Below are 20806 nucleotides of genomic sequence, written 5' to 3' on the forward strand. Positions count from 1 at the left end.
CGTACCGCCCGCCCGGCGGCGCCGGGCGGGCGGGCCGGTCAGCCCTGCCGTACGTAACGCATGATCACGCCTTGGGGGAACTCGCGGAGCAGGGAGCCGCCCTCGACGCGCAGGGTGGAGGAGTCGCCGACCTCGCAGGCGCCGCGCGACGCGGAGCGGTCCACGTCGGGGGGTCCGATGCGGGTCGGCCCCCGCTCGTCGCCCACGGCGAAGAGGTCCACTCGCGCCTCGCAGTGCTCCGCGCCCTCGGAGACCATGCTCAGGCCGCGGTCCTCGGAGTCGTCGGCGCTGATGGTCAGCGTCTGGGTGCCGCCGTCGGACAGCGGCCTGCCCCACTTGCCGATCAGGTCCTCGGGGACCCGCTCGGGGGTGGCGACCTTGTGCAGCGTCGCGGTACGGCCCGCGGCCCGCCACCGCAGCGTGCCGTCCGAGGCGGCCTTCAGCGTGTGGACGCCGATCGCCGAACAGCGCCCCTCGGGAACGCTCTTGACCACCTTGGTGTCCAGCCGGATGCCCGCCTCGTCACCGCCGTCGGCGCCGCCCTGCGCGGAGGCCGCCTTGGCGAGTTTGCCGTCGCTCTTGCACTCGTAGTCGGTGCCCAGGCTGGTGCTGTTGGCGACGACCTCGCCCTCCTTGCCCCTGGTGATGTGGAAGCGGCGGTGCTGGCCGTTGGGCTTCCCGTCCCGTTCGACGGCGCCGACCCAGGTGCCCAGGTAGGCGTCGGGAACCTCGAAGGCCGCCCGGTCGCCGCCGCCCCGGCCGCCGCTGTCGGACGATCCGAGCCCGGCGCTCGCGGCGGCGATCCCCGCCCCCGCCAGGACGAGTGCCGCGGCGGCGCCGACCAGCACGCGGCGCCCGCGCCGCACGCGACGGGGCGGCGCGCCCCCGCCCGTGCGACCCGCCTGCGGCAGTACGGACGTCTCCGGCTCAGCGGCCTGCGGCCCGCTGCGGCGGGCCGCGCCACCGCGCCTGTGCCGGCGACCTGCTCCGTGCCGGCGACCTGCTCCGTGCCGGTGACCGGCTCCGGGCCGGTGACCGGGTCCGTGCCCGTGGGGACCGCACCCCGGCCCTCCGGGCCCGACGGCGGCTCCGGCGCCGCTGCCGGGTCCGGCGCGCCGCCGCCGTGCACGCCCGAGCCGGTCGGCGGCGTGTCCGTGTCCAGCAACCGCACGGCCTCCCGGCCCAGTTCGGCCAGCAGCCCGGCGGGCAGCCACGGCGGCGCCGAGGCGCCGACCGCCACCGGCTGCACCCGGGAGACGATCTCCTCGGGGGCCGGCCGGGCGGCAGGGTCCTTGGCGAGGCAGTCGGCGATCAGCTCCCTGAGCCGCGCGCCGTCACCCGCCGGACCCTCACCCGGGCCGCCGCCCTGGCCCAGGCCCGCCAGGTCGGGCTCCTCGGAGGCGATACGGAACATCACCGCGTGCACCCCGCCCGCACCGCCGCTCGCGCCGAAGGGCGGGCGTCCCGTCGCCGCGTAGGCCAGGACGGCGCCCAGGCAGAACACGTCGCTGGCCGGGCTGAGCCGGCCGCCGGTGATCTGCTCGGGCGACATGAAGCTGGGGGAGCCGACGACCATGCCCGTGCTGGTCAGGGTCGACTCGGGCACCTCGTCCAGGGCGCGCGCGATCCCGAAGTCGATCACCCGGGGGCCGTCGATCGTCAGCAGGACGTTCGAGGGTTTCAGGTCGCGGTGGACGATGCCCACACCGTGGATGTCGAGCAGCGCGGAGGCCAGCCCGTAGGCCAGGACGCGGACGGACCCGTGCGGCAGCGGCCCGTGCCCCTGCCGGGCCGGTTCCGGCGAGCCCTCCTGCGCTCCGGCGGAGACCACCTGGTCGAGGCCGGGCCCGGCGATGTAGCCGGTCGCCACCCAGGGGGTGTCCGCCTCGGTGTCGGCGTCCAGCACGGGCGCCGTCCACCGGGCGCCGACCCGCCGCGCGGCCTCGACCTCCAGGCGGAACCTGGCGCGGAAGGAGGGGTCGGCCGCCAGTTCGGACTTCACCAGCTTGACGGCCACGGTGCGGCCTCCGGACGAGCGCCCCAGGTACACCCGGCCCATGCCGCCCGCACCCAGTCTTCTCAACAGCCGGTAGCCGCCGATGCCGACCGGGTCCTGTGGCAACAGGTCCGCCATACGCCGCCCGCCCCCTGTAACTGATAGGTCGTCGTGACCGATGGGTCGCCGTGACCAACGGCCGTCCGTCTGTGGCTGGTCGTCTCCGACTTCACTCTCGCCCACGAAGGTCACGGCCGGGCTGCCGATGGGCTTCGCTTTGATGTGGCGGGCCACGCGCGGGCTCGCGTCGAGCCCTGCGGGGCTCACCGTCTCACAGGGAGGGCTTCCATCGCCTCCGAGAGCCGCCGCAGCGCCTCGGCGACGCGGGCGAACTCGGCCTCGCCGCCGAGTGCCTCGCACAGGCCTTCGGCCAGCTCCCGGTGTCCGTGCGCGGTGCGGGCGACGGCGGCGCGGCCCTCCGCCGTGGGGGTGAGGAGCTTGGCGCGGCGGTGGGCCGGGTTGGGTTCGTAGGCGGCGAGCCGGCGCTCGACCAGGAGGTCGGCGACGCGTTGGACGCTCTGCCGGGTGAGGCCCATGGCCCGGGCTATGGAGGAGACGGGGAGCGGTTCACGCAGGACGGCGCCGAGGACCTGCCACCACGCCGCGGTCAGCCCCGCCGGGCGGGCGATCACTTCGGAGACGGCGAGGAACTGGCCGTTGAGCCGGAAGACGGCCGGCGCGGTGTCGCTCAGCAACTCCACCGCGGTCCTGCCCGGCGGCTCCGCCTCACGGGGGGTCGCGCTCACGCCTTCGGCCTCGCCGCCGTCGCCCGCGCCTTCGCCGTCGCCCGCACCCCGGCCGCCGCTCACGCCTGCGCCGCCGCTCACGCCTGCGCCGCCGCTCACGCCTGCGCCGCCGCGAAGACGGCGTACGCCTCGGGGTCCGAGTGCTGGTACAGCCGGAAGAAGGCGTCCACGACGGGCGCGTCGAAGGTGCCCAGGCGGGTGAGGATCTCCCGGGCGAAGGCGACGGGTTCGGTCGGTCCCGCGGTGATCAGGTCGCCGTCGGTGACGGCGTCGGCGTCGCGGTAGTGGGCCGCGCCCCGGTAGCCGTTGGCCGCCTGGAGGAACTCGGGTGCCGCGCTGGTGTGCGCCCGTTCGTCGAGCAGTCCCTCGTCGGCGAGTCCGAGGACCGCTCCGCAGATCGCGGCGACGGGCACGCCCTCGTGCAGGAACTCCCGTGCCGTGTAGGCGAAGTCGGCCAGCTCGCCGCCGCTCCAGCCGTCGGCCCCGGGCAGGATCAGCAGCCTGCTGTCGGCCGGGCGGAGGGTGTCGAGGGTCATGTCGGGCTGCACGCGCAGCCCGCCCCTGGTCACCACGGGAGCGCTGCTGAGGGCGACGGTGCGCACCTCGCCCGGGAGGTGGGCGACGGCGTGGCCGTACTCCCAGTCGGCGAGGGTGTCGTACACGGCGAGGTGGACGGTCATGGCGGCCTCCGCGGGCGCTCCGTAGGGATGACAGCATGCTGTCGTCATGTCAGCATGCTGTCAAGAATCCGCTGTGGTGGGCGGACCCCTGATCCTTAACGTCGCGAGGAAGCCGTTTTAACCCACCCGTCCGTACGTTCACCGGCATGGATTCGCTCAGCCAGTTCCTCGGCCACCTCGCGCTCGATCTCGCGGCGGTGGCCGTGCTGACGTTCGCGGTGTACTTCCCCAGGCACCGGCGGCGCGACCTGCTCCCCGCCTACCTCGCGCTCAACGTCGCCCTCTTCGCCGTCGTCGCGGCGCTCGCCCGGGTCGGCGGCGACGGCGGCATGGCGCTGGGCTTCGGGCTCTTCGGCGTGCTGTCGATGATCCGGCTGCGCTCGGAGTCCATCCGGCACGAGGAGGTGGCCTACTACTTCACCACGCTCGTCATCGGCCTCGTCGCGGGCCTGCCCCACCTGCCGTTCGGCCTCGCCGTCGTCCTGTGCCTGCTGCCGGTTGCCGTCCTGTACGCCGTCGACCACCCGCGGCTGTTCGCCCGTACGCGGCGCACCGTCGTCACGCTCGACGCGGCCGTCACCGACCCCGACGGCGTCCGCGCCCACGTCCGCGCACGGCTGGGCGAACCGCTGGCGTGGAAGGTCAGCGAGGTCGACTACGTGCGCGACCTGACCGTCCTGGACGTGCGGTACCGCGAGGTTGCCGTCCCGGCGGGACGGGAACGGGAACGAACGACGGCCCCCGCTCGTCACCGCGACAGCGCCTCCGGTGAGGCCGGCCCGCGTGGCCACCACGCGAGCGTCGCACCGCCCGGAGCCGTCGGCGACAGCGACACCCCTGCGACGTTCCCGCACCCGCCTGCCACTGCCGCTCACCCGAGGGAGACCGCCTGATGTCCGCGCTCACCACCCCCGCAGGACCCCACGCGCCCCACGCCGCCGCCCCGGCCTGCTCGGGCCGCGCCCGCGTCGCCCCGTCCGTCCGCGCGCTCGCCCGCGCCGCGCTGGCCGCGCACCCCATAGGCCTCGACGCCGTCAACGAGCGCGCCCGGCTGCTGGACAGGTACGACCGCTGCTACCTGGTGCGGGCCGCCACCTTCCAGGACATCGCGGCGCACCTGACCGACCCGCACCGCGACGAGCCCTTCCGCGCCCTGTCCATCGGCGGCCGGCGCTGGTTCCGCTACCACTCGGTCTACTACGACACGCCCGGTCTGCGGGCCTACCACGACCACCGGCGGGGCCACCGCAGGCGCTGCAAGATCCGCGAGCGGCTGTACCAGGACACCGGCGAGCGGCAGTTCGAGATCAAGGTCAAGGGCGGGCGCGGCCAGACGCTCAAGTACCGCCGCCGCCTCGCCGAGCGCGCCCCCGCGCTGGAGGACGCCTCCCGCGCCTTCCTCGCCCGTACGCTCCAGGACGCCTACGGCTCCGACTTCGAGATCCCGGGGGACCTGACGCCCAGCCTGGTCACCGACTACACCCGCGCCACCTTCGTGGCCGAGGGGCAGCGCATCACCGCCGACGCGGCCATGGTCTGCCGCGACGCCGACGGCAACGAGGTGCACGGCGCCCGCGACCTCCTCCTCGTCGAGACCAAGTCGCACGGCCACCTCACGGAGGCCGACCTCCTCCTGCACGAGCATGGCCTGCGCGCCGCGGACTTCACCAAGTACGCCTCCCTGGCGGCCCTCGACCCGGCCCTCCCGGCGAATCGGTGGCTGCGGTCGCTGAAGGAGACGTTCCCGGGGGAGACGTTCCCGACGGGGACGTTCCGGGGGGAGACGCTTCCGGCGGCAGGGGCCGCCCCGGCCGTGCCGTGAGGCAGGGAAGCTCTCAGGCGGGCAGCGGGCGTGCGTGGACGACGTGTTTCATCACGAGGGTCGAGCTCAGGCGCTGGACGCCGGGGAGCGTGGCGAGTCTCTCGTCGTAGAGGCGCTGGAAGGCGGCGAGGTCGGCGGTGACGACGCGCAGCAGGTAGTCGGGGTCGCCGAAGAGGCGCTGGGCCTGGATGACCTGGGGGAGGTCGGAGAGGGCCTGTTCGAAGGCGGAGATGGTGGTGCGGTCCTCCTGGCGCATCGTGACGAAGACGAGGGCGTCGAAGGTGAGGCCGACGGCCGCGGCGTCGACCACGGCCCGGTAGCCGCGGATCGCTCCGCCGCGCTCCAGTTCGCGCAGCCTGCGGTGGCACGGGGAGAGGCTCAGCCCGACCCGTGCCGCCAGCTCCGTCACGGTCAGACGGCCGTCGGCCTGTAGCTCGGCAAGAATCTGCCGGTCCATGTCGTCCATGGGGAAGATTCTTCCACTGAGCGGCGGCTGAGCGACTCGGTGAGGGAACACCTTTGGGGCATTTCTTCGTATTCTTTCTCTCCGCACCCGTTCGAGAGGAAGAACCGTCCCCATGGCCGCCAGCTCCATAGCCGCCTTCGCCGCCGTCTCCTTCCTCCTGGTCCTCGTTCCGGGAGCGGACTGGGCGTACGCGATCACCTCAGGCCTGCGCGACCGGTCCGTGGTCCCCGCGGTCGGCGGACTGATGCTCGGATACGTGGGACTCACGGCCGTCGTCGTGGCGGGGGTGGCCGCGGTGGTGGCGCAGACCCCCGGCGTGCTGACCGCGCTGACCGTGCTGGGCGCCGGCTACCTCGTCTGGCTCGGGGTGACGACGCTGATCGGGGCGAAGGACGCCGGGGCCCCGGGCGCGGGTGACGGCGCAGCGGACGCCGGCGTTCCCAGCGGACCCCTGGCGCGCTCGCGCGTGCTCAAGGGCGCCGGAGTCAGCGGCCTCAACCCCAAGGCGCTGCTGCTGTACGTGGCGCTCCTGCCCCAGTTCGCCGACCAGCACGGCAACTGGCCGCTCGCGTTGCAGATCGGGCTGCTGGGGCTGCTGCACATGTGCACGGCCGGGGCCGTCTACCTCGGCGTCGGCTCGCTCGCCCGTACGGTGCTGCGGGCCCGGCCGACGGCGGCTCGGCTGATCACCCGGCTCTCCGGGGCCGCGATGATCGTGCTCGGCGGCGTGCTGCTGGTGGAGCAGATCCCGCACTGAGCCGGAATCCGGTGCGGAACCCGCACCGGATTCGGCGTGGGGCCACACTCCGCGCTGGGCCACGTCCCGTGCGGGGCCACGTCCCGTGCGGGGGCCAACGTCTGGTGCCGAGCCGGTTCACGGGCGGGTCGCGGCGCCGAAGCGGCAGGTCACCGACGCGCCGCCGTGGTCGGGTGAGGTTCCCAGCGTGACGCCGCCGCCCGAGTCCTCCGCCGTCGTGCGGGCGATGTCGAGGCCCAGGCCCGTCGAGCCCGCCCCGCTCGTCCCGCGCGCGCCCACGTCCGCGGCGTCCTCGCCGCCGGCGGCGAACCCCGGGCCGTCGTCCTCGACAGTGAGAACGCCGAAGGCGCCGTCGGCCCCGGCCGCGACCGTGAGCCACAGTCCGGTGCCCTCGGGCGTGTGGTCGAGGACGTTGCCGATCAGCGTGTCCAGGACGGCGGTCAGATCCTCCGCCGACACCCGCACGAGAGCGGGGCGGGGCGCGAGGACGGTGACCGCGCGCCCCTGGTCCTCGGCGAGCGGCACCCAGAACGCGGCGCGCTCCCGCACGAGTTCGGCCAGGTCGCACCGCCGGCTGCCGGGAGCGGCACCGGCCCGCCTTGCCGTGCGGATGACGCTGTCGACGCTGCGCTCCAGTGCGGCGACCGAGTCGCCGATCCGGGCGGCCTCGTCCGGATCGCGCAGCCCTTCCGCGTCGAGCCGCAGCGCGGCGACGGGCGTGCGCAGGCGGTGCGCGAGGTCGGCGCCGCGTTCGCGTTCGGCGGTGACCAGACCGTCGATGCGCTCGCCCAACTCGTTGAGACGCCCGGCGAGCTGGCGCAGTTCGCGAGGGCCCACAGGTTCGGCGCGGGCGGTCAGCTCACCGGCGGCCAGCCGGTCGGAGACGGTCGCGAGCTGCCGGGTGGCGCGGACGATGCGTGCGGCCAGCCGGTCCGCGAAGGCGAGCCCGAGGAGCATCAGCGCCACGCCGAGCCCGAAGACGGCGAGCCACGAGGGCAGGACGCCCGCGTGCAGCCGGTCCTCGCCGACGGAGACCTGGACGACGGTCGCGGAGCGGCCACCGGCGTCCGCCCCCTTGCCCGCGCCGGATGACGCGCCCGCGCCCCCGCCCTGGGCGCCGAGCACCGGCACCAGCACGACCCGGCCGCCCCCTCGCGCCTGCCCGGGCGCGTAGGTGAAGGCACGGCCGTGCCGGGCGAGCGCCAGCGCGTCGTCGCTGACCCCGACGGGGCGCGGCCCGAGCACCGTGTCGTCCGCGAGGACGACACTGGTGCGCGGCTGTTCCTCGCCGTTGAGCCCGTCGAGCACCCCGGCGACGACCTCGCGCCCGCTGCGGCCCCCTCTGCCCAGCGAGCCTCCGACCACCGCCGCCACGGACTGCGCCCGCTCGGTCGCGTCCGTCATGGCCCGGTCCTCGGCGTGGCTGCGGACGAGCAGGGCGAGGGGCACGAGCAGGACGGCGAGGACGACGGCCGTGGTCGTGCCGATGAGCGCGAGGAGCTGGCGGCGCATCAGCCGCGGTCGCCGGCGTCGGCGTCGGCGTCGGCGTCGTTCGGGTCCTGGAGGCCGTGCGGGCTCGCGGCGCCTTCGGCGGTTTCCGCGCGTTCGGCGGTTTCCGCGCCTTCGGGGGCGGCGAGCTTCACCCCCACCGTTCGTACGGTGTGCAGGTAGCGGGGTCTGTGGGCGGTCTCGCCCAGCTTCCTGCGCAGCCAGGACAGGTGGACGTCCACCGTCTTGTCGGCTCCGCCCAGCGGCTGCTGCCACACCTCGGCCAGCAGCTCGCGCCGCGATATCACCTGGCCCTGCCGCCGTGCCAGGTAGCACAGCAGGTCGAACTCGCGCGGTGTCAGCTCCAGCGGTTCGCCGTCCAGCGTCACCTCGCGGGCGGACGGCGCGACCCGCAGCCCGCCGACCTCGACGGGCGGCTCGGGCTCGTCGGGGTCGCCGCTGCCGAGCCGCCGCAGCACGGCCTTGATGCGGGCGTCCAGCTGCCCGGAGCCGAACGGTTTGACGAGGTAGTCGTCGGCGCCGTCCTCCAGCGCCGCGACGATCTCGGGTTCGTCGTCGCGCGCCGTGGCGACGATGACCGGCACGTCACTGACGGAGCGCAGCATCCGCAGGACCTGGCCGCCGTCGACGTCCGGCAGCCCCAGGTCCAGCACGACCAGGTCGGGCCGGTGTGTGACGGCCGCGTCGAGCCCGGCCATGCCGGAAGAGGCCGTCGCGACGGCGTGCCCGCGGTCGCGCAGCGCCCTGACGAGGGCCGCGCGGAGCTGGGGGTCGTCCTCGACGACAAGTAGATGCGCCATACACGAACATTAGCCACCGGGATCGGGACGGCCCCGGCGGGGGCCGGTGCCCGTACGGCTTGTACTGGCCCGCAGCCGGATTGTCCATTCCTTAACGCGGCGTTAGGAAAGGGAACGGCAGACTGCGAGGGTGAACGACGAGGCGGACGACGAGCAGCAGCGGGATCCGGCCGCGGCCCCGGCCCTGACCCGCACGCCCACCGACACCCGGAGCGAGAGGCGTCGCCGCCGCCTGGCCGCGGCCGGATGGCTGTGCGCGGTCGCCGCGGCCTTCCTGCTCGGTGCGTGGTCCTTCTCGCATGCCGACCCCGGTGGCCAGTACAGCCGCCCGGAACCGCTCTCCGACGACGGCGTGCGGCACGAGTTGACCCAGGCCCGGCAGCGGGCCGGCTCCGCCACCCCGGACCCCGGCGCCTCGTCCTCGCACTCCACGCCTTCCTCCGCCCCGCCCTCGCAGCCCCACCGGGGCCCGACCGCGTCGCCCTCCCGCTCCGCGTCCCCCGTCACCCGCACCGTGCGCTTCCCCGAAGGACTGGGCACCGCGCTCGCCCAGTGCCGCACCGACGCGCGCACCGTCAAGCTGCTGAGCTGGACCCCCGCGGAGGGCTACAGCGCCGACGACGTCGAGCCGGGACCGGCCAGGACGGCCACCGTCGAGCTCGAACCCGCCGACGACGACGCGAGCGATCTCCTCGTCAGCCTCCGCTGCGCCGACGGGAGACCCCACGCCACGGTCGGGAAGGAAGCGGACGACGGGGACGACGGGAACGACGCGGACGACGACTGACGCCGTCCCCGCGCCGGGCGCGGGGCGCCGGGCGCCGGGCGCGGGGCGCCGTCCGGCCGTCCACCCGTCCTCTCAGGTCCGCGCCCTCGCGCACGCAGGTGAGGCGGGCGACACTACGCTGGCTGTCACCCTCATGGGGGGTCCTCCCGCAACACGCGAGCGAACCGAGGTACCGATCGTGACGACGCACCACTCCTCCTCCCAAGCCACCTCCGGCGGCGCCGCCGTCCCCGCACCGCCCGACCCGGCGGCAGGCCGGGCCGTGCACGCCACCGACCGGGCGCACGTGTTCCACTCCTGGTCGGCCCAGGGGCAGATCGACCCGCCGGCGATCGCGGGCGCGGAGGGCTCCTCCTTCTGGGACTACGAGGGGAAGCGGTACCTCGACTTCACCAGCGGGCTCGTCTTCACCAACATCGGCTACGCGCACCCCAAGGTCGTCGCGGCGATCCAGGAGCAGGCGGCGAAGATGTGCACCTTCGCACCGGCCTTCGCGATCGAGGCCCGCTCGGAGGCGGCCCGGCTGATCGCCGAGCGGACGCCCGGCGACCTCGACAAGATCTTCTTCACCAACGGCGGCGCCGACGCCGTCGAGCACGCGATCCGCATGGCCCGCGTCCACACCGGCAGGCCCAAGGTGCTGTCCGCCTACCGCTCGTACCACGGCGGCACCGAGCAGGCGATCAACCTCACAGGTGACCCGCGCCGCTGGGCGTCCGACACCGGCACCGCCGGGGTCGTCCACTTCCACGCGCCGCACCTGTACCGCACGCAGTTCTACGCTCAGACCGAGGAACAGGAGTGCGAGCGCGCGCTGGCCCACCTGGAGCAGACGCTCGTCTACGAGGGCCCGCACACCGTCGCCGCCGTCATCCTGGAGACCATCCCCGGCACCGCCGGGATCATGATGCCGCCGCCCGGCTACCTGGCCGGTGTCCGCGCGCTCTGCGACAAGTACGGCCTCGTCTTCGTCCTCGACGAGGTGATGGCCGGATTCGGCCGCACCGGCACCTGGTTCGCCGCCGACCTCTACGACGCCGTACCGGACCTGATGACCTTCGCCAAGGGCGTCAACTCCGGCTACGTGCCGCTCGGCGGCGTCGCCATCTCCGAGAAGATCGCCGCGACGTTCGAGAACCGGCCCTACCCCGGTGGCCTCACCTACTCGGGACACCCGCTCGCCTGCGGCGCCGCCGTCGCCACCCTGCAGGTGATGGCCGAGGAGGGCATCGTCGAGCACGCCGCCCACCTCGGCGAGAACGTCATCGGCCCCGCACTGCGCGACATGGCCGCGCGCCACCCCTCCATCGGCGAGGTGCGCGGCACCGGCGTGTTCTGGGCGCTCGACCTGGTGCGCGACCAGGAGACCCGCGAACCGCTCGTCCCCTACAACGCCACCGGGGCGGACAACGCCCCCATGGCCGACTTCGCCGCCGCCGCCAAGCGCGGCGGCCTGTGGCCCTTCGTCAACATGAACCGCACCCACGTGGTGCCGCCGTGCACCATCACCGAGGCCGAACTCAAGGAGGGTCTCCAGGTGCTGGACGAGGCCCTGACCGCGGCCGACGCCCACACCACCGCCGCCTCCGGGGGCACGGGCGCGTGATACGACGCAGCACCCTGCGCTCGCAGATCGCCGCCGCGCTGCGCGACGAGATCCTGGCCGGACGGCTCGCCACGGGCCGCGACTTCACGGTCAAGGAGATCGCCGAGCAGTACGGCGTCTCCGCGACACCCGTACGCGAGGCGCTGGTCGATCTCGCGGCGCAGGGGCTGCTCGACGTCGAACAGCACCGCGGCTTCCGCGTCCACGAGTTCACGCTCGCCGACTACCGGGCGATGTGCGAGGCACGGCAACTGGTCGTGGACGGCCTCTTCCACCGCGCCCCCACCGCCCAGCCGCCGCCCGGCCCGCGCCCCGGCGACACGGATGCCGGCGCCGAGACCGACGCCGACGCAGACCCTGACGACGGCGCCGACGCTGACTCCGACGCTGACGCTGACGCTGACTCCGACGACGGCGCCGAAGCTGGCTCCGACGATGGCGCCGACGCAGGACCGGCGAGCCCCGAGGCCGGGGCCACCGGGGGGCGTCCGGTCACCGCGGGCCGTCCGGCCACCGCGGGGTCCGCGGCGGCCCGCCGCGCGCTGGGCGGGCTGCGGCCCGAGGTCCTCGCGTCCGTACGCCGCCGCGCGGACGCCGCGGAACGCGCCGCACGTGCCGGGGACCTGGACGTGCTCATCGCCTACGACCTGCGCTTCTGGCGCGAGCTGAGCGGCCTGCTGGGCAACCCCTACGTCTGCGACTTCCTCGAACGGCTCCGCGTCCAGTGCTGGGTCTTCGCCGTCCCCGTCCTGCGCGCGCAGGCCACCCTCCGCGGCCGCCTGTGGTCGGGCCACAACGCCCTGCTCGACGCCGTCGAGCGGGGCGACGCGCGCGCCGCCCGCGACGTCCTGGCCACCTACAACCAGCACGCGCTGGCACAGGTGGGCGTCACGGACGCGGAAGAACCGGCCTGAACCCGCCCCCTGCCCGCCCCTGTCCGACTGAGGCCGGCCCCGCGCGGGTATCCCGCCTCGGCAGAGGCAGGGCGCGGTGCTGCGGGGAGCACTACGCTGTGCGCACTGCAGGTCCCTGACGGTATAGGAGCGCCCCTTGGCCTGTGACCTCTGGCTGGTACCCCTCGTCGACGTGCTCTGCCACAGTCCCGACAACCCCTTCTCCGAAGAGATCGCCACCTACGACAGGGTGCTCACCGAAGCCGGACTGCCCACGGTCCCCGTCTTCGGCTACATGCCGGGGCTCTCCGGCGACGTCGCCCCCGCCGCCGGATTCGACTACGAGGCACTGCACTACCTGCGCCGCGCCTACCTGCTGCTGGCCGCCGGGTTGGAGGTCACGCCCGTGGGCGAGTTGGGCAGCGACTACGAGCAACTGCTGGAGATGTTCGAGCAGACGGCGCAGCAGTCGCACCTGGTGTGGCACTACGACCACGCCGGCACCTACATCCCGGTGGACTTCCCCGCCCCGCTGTGCGACGACGAACTGCTGGAGGGAGGCGGGCCGCTGGGGTCCAGCCACGGTCTGCTGCGCGAACTGCACCTGGTCGCACCGCACCTGGGCATCGACCCCGACAACCCGCCCCCGGCGCCCGCGGCACCGCTGCGCCCCACGGAACTGGACGAGCCGGCCGCCTCCGCCGCGATCGGCTACGAGGACGGCACCTCCTTCGGCCGGGAGCGCCACGTGTGGCTCGGCCTGCACGCCGCCGCGACCCGCAGCCTCGCCCAGGGCTCCATGATCGTCTTCGGCTGACCCCGACCCCTGCCGGATCGGCCGGCCGGTCACCCGGCCGGTGGCCGCTGGCGCGGCATGGTGGCCCAGCCGCCTCCCCCGGGTCCCGCCGGGGGAAGGCGGCGCGGCGGCGTGCGCCAGGGGCCCGGGGAGCCGCCGGAGGCGTTCATGGCCAGCGGTGCTCCCGCGGTGCGGAAGGCGACCATCCAGTCGGTCGTCTCGGCGCGCAGCGTCTCGTTGACGTCGTCCGAGAAGCGGCGGAGGACGGCCAAGGAGCGCTCGGCGGCCTCGCCCGCCGTCCCCTCGGCGGGGCCGAGGACCTCCCGCACGTTCTCCGCCGCCCACTCGTAGCGCAGCGTCTCCAGCCTGCGGTGCACGGCCAGCGCGGCGGCCACGTCCCGCATCCACCCCGAGGTCATGCCCAGCCACCGGTCGGCGAGGGCGCACCCCGCGGCGCACAGCAGCGCCACGTAACCCAGGTATCCGGCGCTCGCATGCGGTAAAGGCAGCCCCGCCAGGTCGGCGAGCGGCAGCAGCGCCCCGAGCCCCGTGCCGACCACCACTCCGCCCCGCAGCGCCCGCGCCCACCTGCGCTTGCGTGTCCGGTCCGCGAGGTACCAGTCGACGACGCGCATCGCCTCCTGCTCCACCCACCGGTAGAGCTCCTCCAGGCGTTCCGCGGGCTCGTCCCAGTCCCCGGACGGGAACCCCCTCCCCAGCAGATCCGGCTGCTTCACCCGCTTCACGCGCACTCCCTCGGCTGCCTTGTCGGCGTCTCCGGCGACCCCGCTTTCCCGAGGCCCGGTGCGCTCTTCCTACCGCCAGAAGTGGGACCACGCCGACGATCCGCGCCGAAATCCCCCCAGAAGTGGCGCACGGTCGGGTATAAGACACCGGCCCGTCACCCGTACGGACCGCACGGCCGGGGCCCCTCCACAGCTGTGGTGCGGGCGAACGGGGCGCTTCCACGGCCGTGGCGGGTGCCGTCGGTGCTGCCGTTAGGGTGGCGGCGTGAGGATTCTGGTCATTGGCGGCGGTGCCCGCGAACACGCAATCTGTCGCTCGCTCTCCCTCGACCCCGAGGTCGACGCCGTGCACTGCGCGCCGGGCAACGCCGGGATCGGCGAAGTGGCCACCCAGCACGCGGTGGACGTGCTGGACGGCGAGGCCGTCGCCGCGCTCGCCGCCTCCGAGCAGGTCGCCGCCGACCTCGTCGTCGTCGGTCCCGAGGCACCGCTGGTGGCCGGCGTCGCGGACGCGGTCCGCGCGCACGGTATCCCCGTCTTCGGCCCGTCGGCCCAAGCGGCCGTACTGGAGGGCTCCAAGGCGTTCGCCAAGGAGGTCATGGCGCACGCGGGCGTGCCGACGGCCCGCAGCTACGTGTGCACGACGCCCGAGGAGGCGGACTCCGCGCTGGCGGCGTTCGGCCCGCCGTACGTCGTCAAGGACGACGGCTTGGCCGCGGGCAAGGGCGTCGTGGTGACCGAGGACCTCGCGCAGGCGCGCGCCCACGCGCGGGCCTGCGGCGGCGCCGTCGTCATCGAGGAGTTCCTGGACGGCCCGGAGGTCTCCCTCTTCGCGGTGACCGACGGCCAGACCGTCGTCCCCCTGCAGCCCGCGCAGGACTTCAAGCGCGCCCTCGACGCCGACGAGGGCCCCAACACCGGTGGCATGGGCGCCTACTCGCCGCTGCCGTGGGCCGACCCGAAGCTCGTCGACGAGATCACCACGTCGGTCCTGGAGCCCACCGTCCGCGAACTGCACCGGCGCGGCACCCCCTTCTCCGGGCTCCTGTACGCGGGCCTGGCCCTCACCTCACGCGGGCTGCGCGTCATCGAGTTCAACGCCCGGTTCGGCGACCCGGAGACGCAGGCGGTTCTCGCGCGGCTCCGTACGCCGCTGGGCGGGCTGCTGTACGCGGCGGCCACCGGCACCCTCGCCGACTTCCCCGCGCTGCGCTGGAGCGACGGCGCCGCCGTCACCGTGGTGGTCGCGGCGCAGGGGTACCCCGCGGCACCCCGTAAGGGTGACGTCATCGAAGGCCTGGCCGAGGTCGCGCGCGAGGACGGCCCCGAGGCCTACGTCCTGCACGCGGGCACGCAGGCGGACGCCGAGGGCACCGTGCGCAGCGCGGGCGGCCGCGTCCTGTCGGTGACCGCGACGGGCGCGGACCTGAGCGAGGCGCGCGCCCGTGCCTACACGGCGGTCGGCCGCGTCCGGCTGGAGGGCTCGCACCACCGCTCGGACATCGCCGAGCGCGCCGCCGAGCGCGCCGCCGCCGGGGACTGACGGGCCCGCATATACCCCTGGGGCCTCCGGGGCAAGAGCTCTACCCAAAGCCATTCCATCGAGTGACGAGGGCCTTGTACGGCTGACGCCCGCCAGGGCCCCAACTAGGGTGCCGCACAAGTGCCGTGAGGCCGCCACCTGGCACCTCGCGGCCGCGGACGGGCGAGGTCCGTCGACTGGCTCAGCGCACATTGCGGTGTCAGAACGCGGTGACAGAGTGGGGAGAAGCCGGAGATTCCGGCTGCGGTCCCCAGCGGTCCCGAACGGAGCGGGGGTGAGACGTGAGCTCTTCCGGTGGTGCGAACCTCGCCGGTGGTTCCGGCCGGCGCGCCGTCGCGCGCTCGGCGCGCGACCATGCCCTCGCCGTGCTCCGGGTGCGCAGCACGGCGCTCGCCTTCGCCCTGCTCCCCGCGGCCGCCGCGGTGATCCTGTGGGTGGGGCGTTCGACAGGCCAGTTCGGCCTCGGTCCCTCACCCGGCTGGGACGCCGCGCGCTGGGCGGTGACGGCCCTGGCCGTGCTGGCGCTCGGCTGCGCCGCGGTCGCGGGGCTGGTGATCGCGCGGGGCCGCCCCGCCCACTCCCCCACGGTGCCACTCGACGAGCGCGCGGCGCCCGGCCTGCACGCCATGGTCCGGGATCTGGCCGAACGGCTCGAGGTCCCGGCACCCTCCGCGATCGCGCTGACCCCGGACTGCGACAGCTGGCTGGAGGACCGTACCCACGACGGGCCACCCGCCGGCACGCACAGCGCGGAGGGCGACGGCGCGCGAGGCGCACACGGCGGTACGCACGAGAGAGCGAACGGCCGTCCGCACGAGAGCGCGAGCCGCGGTACGCACGAGGGTGCGCATGCCGCGTTCGAGTGTGCGGACGGTGACGCGCGCCACGTTGCACGCGGTGACGCGCACCCGGGCGCACGCGGTGACGCACGCCACGGCGCGGACGTCGCCGGGTCGGTCCGCGGTGCGGCGAGAAGCGGCTCCGGCGCGTCCGGCGGCTCGGGGCGCGGCACCGGCACCAGCACCGCCCCGGTCCTGGTCATCGGCTCCCCCTTCCTGTGGTGGATGCGGGTGGCCGAACTGCGCGCCCTGCTGGCCCCCGTCGTCGCCGGCACGGGTCCCTCCGCGCATCCGGACATAGCCGCCGCCCGCCGCTTCGTCCGCGGCCTGGACGCCGCGGTCGCCGGAAGCGAGCACGCACCGCTGCCCGGCCTCGCGGGGGAGTGGGGGCCCGGCCACGCGGGCGACGGAGGCCCTGGCCCGCCCGGCCGCGGCACCGGGGCGCCGGTGCCCGCCGTGCTGCGCCGGATCGTGCACCGCCTGGTCGCGCGCCTCGCACGCCGGCTGCTGCGCTCGGTGGGCCCGCACGCCGCCGAGATGGAGCGCGGGGTCGCCGCCGCGGCGGCCGAGCGGGCGCACGCTGTCGACTACGGGCTGCGGGTGGCCGCGCAGGAGCAGGTCGGTCTCGCGTACGCCGGATGGGACCGGCTGCTCACCCGGGTCGCGCTGCCGGCCTGGCGGCTGGGGCTGTGGCCCACCCGGCTGGACGCGGGCGTGGTCTCCGCGCTCACGGAGCTCTCCCGCCGCGACCGGCTCGCCGAAGGCTTCACCTCCCGCCTGGGGGAGCGCCCGGCGTGCGATCTGCTGGTGGAGCCGGGCAGCGTGGACGGCGCCGTCTCCCTCCTCGCGGCCCGCCTCTTCCTGGGGCCGCACCCCCTCCTGCCCCCTGGCGGTGAGCCCGCCACCGGTACCGGTTCCGGTGCCCGTTCGGGGCGCGGCGGGGGCGGCCAAGGTGGCGGCGCGGTCGACGCCGCGGACGAGGGTCCGAACGTGCCGGAGTGGACGCCGGTGGAGTGGTCGGCCTACCCCGAGGAGGTCGTCGACCGCATCTGGCGGGCTGAGGCGTCCAGCCTCTTCGACGCGCTCGACGCGCTCGACGCGCTCGGCCCCGCGGCGCCGGCCGAGGACGGAAGGACGGAGGGCGCGCCCCCGCCGTACGCCCCCGTCGCGCAGCCCGCGGGAACGGCCTCGCCCGGGCAGCGTCCGGTGGCCGTCAGCCCGGCTGCGGTGGCCCCGAGCGGACCCGGTGGGCCGGAGCACGAGCCCGAGGGGAGACCGGAGGGCCCCGCGAGCCCTCAGCTGGCGGTGCCGACGCTCGCGCGGGTGCTGGACCGCTTCACGGCGCCCGGGGAGACGGACGCGCTGGCCGCGCGTCTGACCGCTCAGGTGGCGCGCGCGGAGGCTGCCCGCGCTCCCGGGGGCGTCGGTGCGAGCCCCGGCGCGGAGCTGTCGGCCGGCGCCGGGGATCCGCGTCCCGCGCCCCCGGTGCCGCCGGCGCCCATGGGCCTGCCCCTCCAGCCGCCGCGCAGCGGCAGGGAGTTGCTGGCCGACCACGTCACGGCGGCCGTCTGCTGCGCCGCGGTCGACACGGCGGGGGCCGCTCCGGGGCTGGACTGGCTCGACGGACCCGCGCTGATCGTGGACGGCGAGCGCGCGGGTGAGCTCGCCGGGCTGGTGCTGGCGCTCGTCGAGGACGGGGAGGCGGAGGGGCTGCGGGACTGGCTGTCGAGGGTCGGGGTGCGCCCTGAGAAGCCCGTGCGACTCGTCTGAAGATCATCTCCAGCCATTGAGCGACGAAGGGTGACCACACCCTTGCGTAATGTGATGTGCTGTTCGCCGTCATCCACGCGGCACAGCGGCACAGCGGAGGCGGAGCGAGGCGACGGGGAGGGAGCAGCACATGGGGATCGAGCAGGTCGAGCGGACCGGACCGAGCGAGCACCCCGCGGACGCGGCCGGGCCGCAGCAGCTGAGGCGGTGGGAGTCGGGAGCGCTCGCCCACGCGGTGACCGACCCCTTCGGCCAGGGGCCACTGCCCTGGCTGAGGGTGAGTGAGAACTACTTCGAGAACGGCCGCCTCGTCCCCTGGTACATCGACTGCGTCGACCAGGCACCCGGCCAGACCTCCCGCACCCCCGAACTGGTCCGCGAGTTGGCGGGCGGTGGGCAGACCGTCCCCAAGCCCCGAACGCGCGGCCTGTCCAGCAGCGCCCCGCCCACCGCGGACGACGTGCGCTGCCAGATCAAGGGGTTCGCCTCCGTGGCGGGCGGCACGCCGCCGGGGGAGTCCCTCGACTTCCGCATCACCGTCAACCCGCCGCAGGACTTCAGCGTCGACATCTACCGCATCGGCCACTACGGCGGTGCGGGCGCCACCAAGATCACGACGAGTCCGCGGCTGTCCGGCATCATGCAGCCCGCGCCGATGGCCGCCGACCGCACCGTCTCCTGCCACCACTGGTGGCTCTCCTGGCGGTTGCAGATCCCCGACTACTGGTCCACCGGTGCCTACGTCGCCGTCCTGACCACCGCGGACGGGCACCGCTCCCACATCCCCTTCACCGTCCGCGACCGCGACCCGGGGGACCTGCTGCTCCTGATGCCGGACGTGACGTGGCAGGCCTACAACCTCTTCCCCGAGGACGGCCACACCGGCGCCAGCCTGTACCACGCGTGGGACGACGACGGGCGGCTGCTGGGCGAGGGCGAGGCGGCGATGACCGTCTCGTTCGACCGCCCCTACGCGGGCTCAGGCCTCCCGCTGCACGTCGGCCACGCGTACGACTTCATCCGCTGGGCCGAGCGGTACGGCTACGACCTGGCCTACGCCGACACCCGCGACCTGCACGCGGGGCGCATCGACCCCACGCGCTACCGGGGCCTGGTCTTCCCCGGACACGACGAGTACTGGACGGTGCCGATGCGCCGCGCCGCCGAACAGGCCCGCGACAGCGGCACCGCGCTGGTCTTCCTCTCCGCCAACACCATGTACTGGCAGGTCGAACTCGACGCGCTGCCCTCCGGGGCCCCCGACCGCCTGCTGACCTGCCGCAAACGGCGCGGCCCCGGGCGTCCCGCGCTCTGGCGCGAGCAGGGCGACCCCGAGCAGGCGCTGCTGGGCATCCAGTACGCGGGCCAGGTCGCCGAGCCCTACCCGCTCGTCGTCCGCAACGCCGAGCACTGGCTGTGGGAGTCCACCGGCGCGCTGGAGGGCGACGAACTGCCCGGTCTGGTCGCCGGGGAGGCCGACCGCTACTTCCCGCGCACCGTGCTGCCCGAGCACACCGACCGCATCCTCCTCGCCCACTCCCCCTACCGCGACCGCGCCGAAACCCCCCGCCACCAGGAGACCTCCCTCTACCGCGCCCCCTCCGGCGCCCTCGTCTTCTCCTCCGGCACCTTCGCCTGGTCGCCCGCTCTGGACCGGCCCGGCTACGTGGACACACGCGTCCAACGCGCCACCAGCAACCTGCTCGACCGCATCTGCAAACGGGACTGACCCGTCCAGGCCCGCGGCGCTGCTCCGTGGCAGCACCGGCCCCTGGGGTCCGCGGCAGTACCCGGGGTGCTGTGGCAGTGCCTGTGGGCCCGCGGCAGCGTCTGTGGGCCCACGGCAGTGCCTGTGGGCCCGCGGCAGTGTCTGGGGGTCTGCCCCGGCGACGGCGCAGGGCCGACCACGGTGCCTGGGCCGGCGTCACCCCCTGAACCGGTGACGCCGCCTCGACCGGTGACACCGCCCGGGTCGGCCCGACAGGCACGCCGTCCGGGTGGCAGGGGAGAATCGGGGCACTCGCCGTGTCGTGTCGGCTGCCCCCAGGGAGGAAAGAACGTGACGGGATTCGTCGAAAAACCCGAGGCCGCCCAGGTCCCCGGCCTGGTGCACCTGCACACGGGCAAGGTGCGCGACCTCTACCGGAACGCGGACGGCGCTCTGGTGATGGTCGCCAGCGACCGGATCTCCGCGTTCGACTGGGTGCTGCCCACCGCGATCCCCGACAAGGGCCGCGTCCTCACCCGGCTCTCCCTGTGGTGGTTCGAACAGCTCGAAGAGCTGCCCAACCACGTACTCAGCACGGACGTACCCGCCGGCGCCCCCGCCGACTGGGAGGGCCGCACGATGGTGTGCCGCCCGCTGCGCATGATCCCCGTCGAGTGCGTGGCCCGCGGCTACCTGGCAGGCTCCGGACTGGCCGAGTACGAGAAGGACCAGACCGTCTGCGGCCTCGCCCTGCCGCCCGGTCTGGAGAACGGCTCCGAGCTGCCCGGCTCCGTCTTCACCCCCGCCACCAAGGCCGAGGTGGGGGAGCACGACGAGAACGTCAGCTACGAGGAGATGGCCCGCCAGGTCGGCCCCGAGACCGCGACGACACTGCGCCAGCGCACCCTCGCCGCCTACGACCGCGCCCGCGACATCGCCCGCGAACGCGGCATCATCCTGGCCGACACCAAGTTCGAGTTCGGCTGGGACGAGACGGGCGAGGCCGGCAGCGAGCCCGTGCTCACCCTCGCGGACGAGGTGCTCACCCCCGACTCCTCCCGCTTCTGGCCCGCCGACACCTGGCAGCCGGGCCGCTCGCAGCCGTCCTTCGACAAGCAGTACGTCCGCGACTGGCTCACCTCGCCCGCCTCCGGCTGGGACCGCAACGGCGAGCAGCCCCCGCCCGCCCTCCCCGACGAGGTCGTCGAGGCCACCCGCGCCCGCTACATCGAGGCCTACGAACGGCTCACCGGCGTGCCCTGGAGCTGACCCGCGCAGCGCG

At 74.8% G+C, this 20806-nt stretch carries 18 protein-coding genes and 1 pseudogene; 11 read left to right on the plus strand and 8 right to left on the minus strand.

Annotated features, from left to right (window positions below; all coding sequences use genetic code 11):
• Nucleotides 1-38: 38 nt before the first annotated feature.
• The 4 genes and pseudogenes from MMF93_RS17515 to MMF93_RS17530 all read right to left on the minus strand — a co-directional run bounded on the left by MMF93_RS17515 (nt 39) and on the right by MMF93_RS17530 (nt 3482).
• Nucleotides 39-866: a hypothetical protein gene (locus MMF93_RS17515; RefSeq protein WP_242757894.1), complete on the minus strand. Its 828-nt coding sequence runs from the start codon at nt 864-866 to the stop codon at nt 39-41.
• Between the two features lie 443 nt (nt 867-1309).
• Nucleotides 1310-2134: pseudogene (locus MMF93_RS17520) on the minus strand (serine/threonine-protein kinase); the annotation flags it as partial.
• A 185-nt stretch (nt 2135-2319) separates the two neighbouring features.
• Complete coding sequence (locus tag MMF93_RS17525) at nt 2320-2802, minus strand: MarR family winged helix-turn-helix transcriptional regulator (RefSeq protein WP_423835617.1); 483 nt, start codon at nt 2800-2802, stop codon at nt 2320-2322.
• A gap of 95 nt (nt 2803-2897) precedes the next feature.
• On the minus strand, nt 2898-3482 hold the full coding sequence (locus MMF93_RS17530) for a DJ-1/PfpI family protein (protein WP_242757628.1): 585 nt from the start codon (nt 3480-3482) through the stop codon (nt 2898-2900).
• 146 nt (nt 3483-3628) lie between these two features.
• Here MMF93_RS17530 and MMF93_RS17535 point away from each other — a divergent pair, with 146 nt between their 5' ends.
• Together MMF93_RS17535 and MMF93_RS17545 are read left to right on the plus strand one after the other, a co-directional pair.
• Nucleotides 3629-4375, plus strand: a complete 747-nt coding sequence (locus MMF93_RS17535; protein WP_242752701.1) for a DUF4956 domain-containing protein — start codon at nt 3629-3631, stop codon at nt 4373-4375.
• Nucleotides 4375-5304 (plus strand): VTC domain-containing protein, encoded by a 930-nt coding sequence (locus tag MMF93_RS17545; RefSeq protein WP_274709475.1) that lies wholly within the window; start codon nt 4375-4377, stop codon nt 5302-5304. Before MMF93_RS17535 ends, MMF93_RS17545 begins: the two co-directional genes overlap by 1 nt.
• A 13-nt stretch (nt 5305-5317) precedes the next feature.
• Here MMF93_RS17545 and MMF93_RS17550 read toward each other — a convergent pair whose 3' ends face one another.
• The gene (locus MMF93_RS17550) at nt 5318-5770 is read right to left on the minus strand and encodes an Lrp/AsnC family transcriptional regulator (protein WP_242752702.1); all 453 of its coding nucleotides are present in this window, start codon (nt 5768-5770) and stop codon (nt 5318-5320) included.
• A 112-nt stretch (nt 5771-5882) separates the two neighbouring features.
• Here MMF93_RS17550 and MMF93_RS17555 point away from each other — a divergent pair, with 112 nt between their 5' ends.
• Nucleotides 5883-6527 carry a LysE family translocator gene (locus MMF93_RS17555; protein WP_242752704.1) on the plus strand — a complete coding sequence of 215 codons (645 nt, stop codon included), beginning with the start codon at nt 5883-5885 and terminating at the stop codon, nt 6525-6527.
• Between the two features lie 117 nt (nt 6528-6644).
• Here MMF93_RS17555 and MMF93_RS17560 read toward each other — a convergent pair whose 3' ends face one another.
• Together MMF93_RS17560 and MMF93_RS17565 are read right to left on the minus strand one after the other, a co-directional pair.
• Nucleotides 6645-8039 (minus strand): sensor histidine kinase, encoded by a 1395-nt coding sequence (locus MMF93_RS17560; RefSeq protein ID WP_242752706.1) that lies wholly within the window; start codon nt 8037-8039, stop codon nt 6645-6647.
• Nucleotides 8039-8836, minus strand: a complete 798-nt coding sequence (locus MMF93_RS17565) for a response regulator transcription factor (protein WP_242752708.1) — start codon at nt 8834-8836, stop codon at nt 8039-8041. Before MMF93_RS17565 ends, MMF93_RS17560 begins: the two co-directional genes overlap by 1 nt.
• A 130-nt stretch (nt 8837-8966) precedes the next feature.
• Here MMF93_RS17565 and MMF93_RS17570 point away from each other — a divergent pair, with 130 nt between their 5' ends.
• The 4 genes from MMF93_RS17570 to MMF93_RS17585 all read left to right on the plus strand — a co-directional run bounded on the left by MMF93_RS17570 (nt 8967) and on the right by MMF93_RS17585 (nt 12939).
• Nucleotides 8967-9623 carry a hypothetical protein gene (locus tag MMF93_RS17570; RefSeq protein WP_242752710.1) on the plus strand — a complete coding sequence of 219 codons (657 nt, stop codon included), beginning with the start codon at nt 8967-8969 and terminating at the stop codon, nt 9621-9623.
• 178 nt (nt 9624-9801) lie between these two features.
• Nucleotides 9802-11229 (plus strand): aspartate aminotransferase family protein, encoded by a 1428-nt coding sequence (locus tag MMF93_RS17575; RefSeq protein ID WP_242752712.1) that lies wholly within the window; start codon nt 9802-9804, stop codon nt 11227-11229.
• Nucleotides 11226-12143 (plus strand): GntR family transcriptional regulator, encoded by a 918-nt coding sequence (locus MMF93_RS17580; RefSeq protein WP_242752714.1) that lies wholly within the window; start codon nt 11226-11228, stop codon nt 12141-12143. Before MMF93_RS17575 ends, MMF93_RS17580 begins: the two co-directional genes overlap by 4 nt.
• A 136-nt stretch (nt 12144-12279) precedes the next feature.
• Entirely contained in the window at nt 12280-12939 is a 660-nt protein-coding gene (locus MMF93_RS17585; protein ID WP_114013900.1) for a hypothetical protein, read from the plus strand.
• Between the two features lie 29 nt (nt 12940-12968).
• Here MMF93_RS17585 and MMF93_RS17590 read toward each other — a convergent pair whose 3' ends face one another.
• Nucleotides 12969-13664, minus strand: a complete 696-nt coding sequence (locus MMF93_RS17590; protein WP_242752716.1) for an SLATT domain-containing protein — start codon at nt 13662-13664, stop codon at nt 12969-12971.
• A 265-nt stretch (nt 13665-13929) separates the two neighbouring features.
• Between MMF93_RS17590 and purD the strand changes: the two genes are divergently transcribed.
• The 4 genes from purD to MMF93_RS17610 all read left to right on the plus strand — a co-directional run bounded on the left by purD (nt 13930) and on the right by MMF93_RS17610 (nt 20793).
• The gene (gene purD / locus MMF93_RS17595) at nt 13930-15207 is read left to right on the plus strand and encodes a phosphoribosylamine--glycine ligase (protein WP_242752718.1); all 1278 of its coding nucleotides are present in this window, start codon (nt 13930-13932) and stop codon (nt 15205-15207) included.
• A gap of 281 nt (nt 15208-15488) precedes the next feature.
• A complete protein-coding gene (locus MMF93_RS17600; RefSeq protein WP_423835460.1) occupies nt 15489-17816 on the plus strand; it encodes a hypothetical protein in 2328 nt (775 codons plus the stop codon).
• Nucleotides 17817-17946: 130 nt separating this feature from the next.
• The gene (locus MMF93_RS17605; RefSeq protein WP_242752720.1) at nt 17947-19545 is read left to right on the plus strand and encodes a N,N-dimethylformamidase beta subunit family domain-containing protein; all 1599 of its coding nucleotides are present in this window, start codon (nt 17947-17949) and stop codon (nt 19543-19545) included.
• 330 nt (nt 19546-19875) lie between these two features.
• Entirely contained in the window at nt 19876-20793 is a 918-nt protein-coding gene (locus tag MMF93_RS17610; RefSeq protein WP_242752722.1) for a phosphoribosylaminoimidazolesuccinocarboxamide synthase, read from the plus strand.
• The last annotated feature ends 13 nt before the right edge of the window (nt 20794-20806 follow it).

Source organism: Streptomyces tubbatahanensis (genome assembly GCF_022699385.1).
Classification (GTDB): Bacteria; Actinomycetota; Actinomycetes; order Streptomycetales; family Streptomycetaceae; genus Streptomyces; species Streptomyces diacarni.

Bases quoted from the DNA above. Each gene is read 5' to 3' on its own strand.
- MMF93_RS17530 (WP_242757628.1), bottom strand. From the start codon at position 3,482: ATGACCGTCCACCTCGCCGTGTACGACACCCTCGCCGACTGGGAGTAC.
- MMF93_RS17535 (WP_242752701.1), top strand. From the start codon at position 3,629: ATGGATTCGCTCAGCCAGTTCCTCGGCCACCTCGCGCTCGATCTCGCG.
- MMF93_RS17545 (WP_274709475.1), top strand. From the start codon at position 4,375: ATGTCCGCGCTCACCACCCCCGCAGGACCCCACGCGCCCCACGCCGCC.
- MMF93_RS17550 (WP_242752702.1), bottom strand. From the start codon at position 5,770: ATGGACGACATGGACCGGCAGATTCTTGCCGAGCTACAGGCCGACGGC.
- MMF93_RS17555 (WP_242752704.1), top strand. From the start codon at position 5,883: ATGGCCGCCAGCTCCATAGCCGCCTTCGCCGCCGTCTCCTTCCTCCTG.
- MMF93_RS17560 (WP_242752706.1), bottom strand. From the start codon at position 8,039: ATGCGCCGCCAGCTCCTCGCGCTCATCGGCACGACCACGGCCGTCGTC.
- MMF93_RS17565 (WP_242752708.1), bottom strand. From the start codon at position 8,836: ATGGCGCATCTACTTGTCGTCGAGGACGACCCCCAGCTCCGCGCGGCC.
- MMF93_RS17605 (WP_242752720.1), top strand. From the start codon at position 17,947: ATGGGGATCGAGCAGGTCGAGCGGACCGGACCGAGCGAGCACCCCGCG.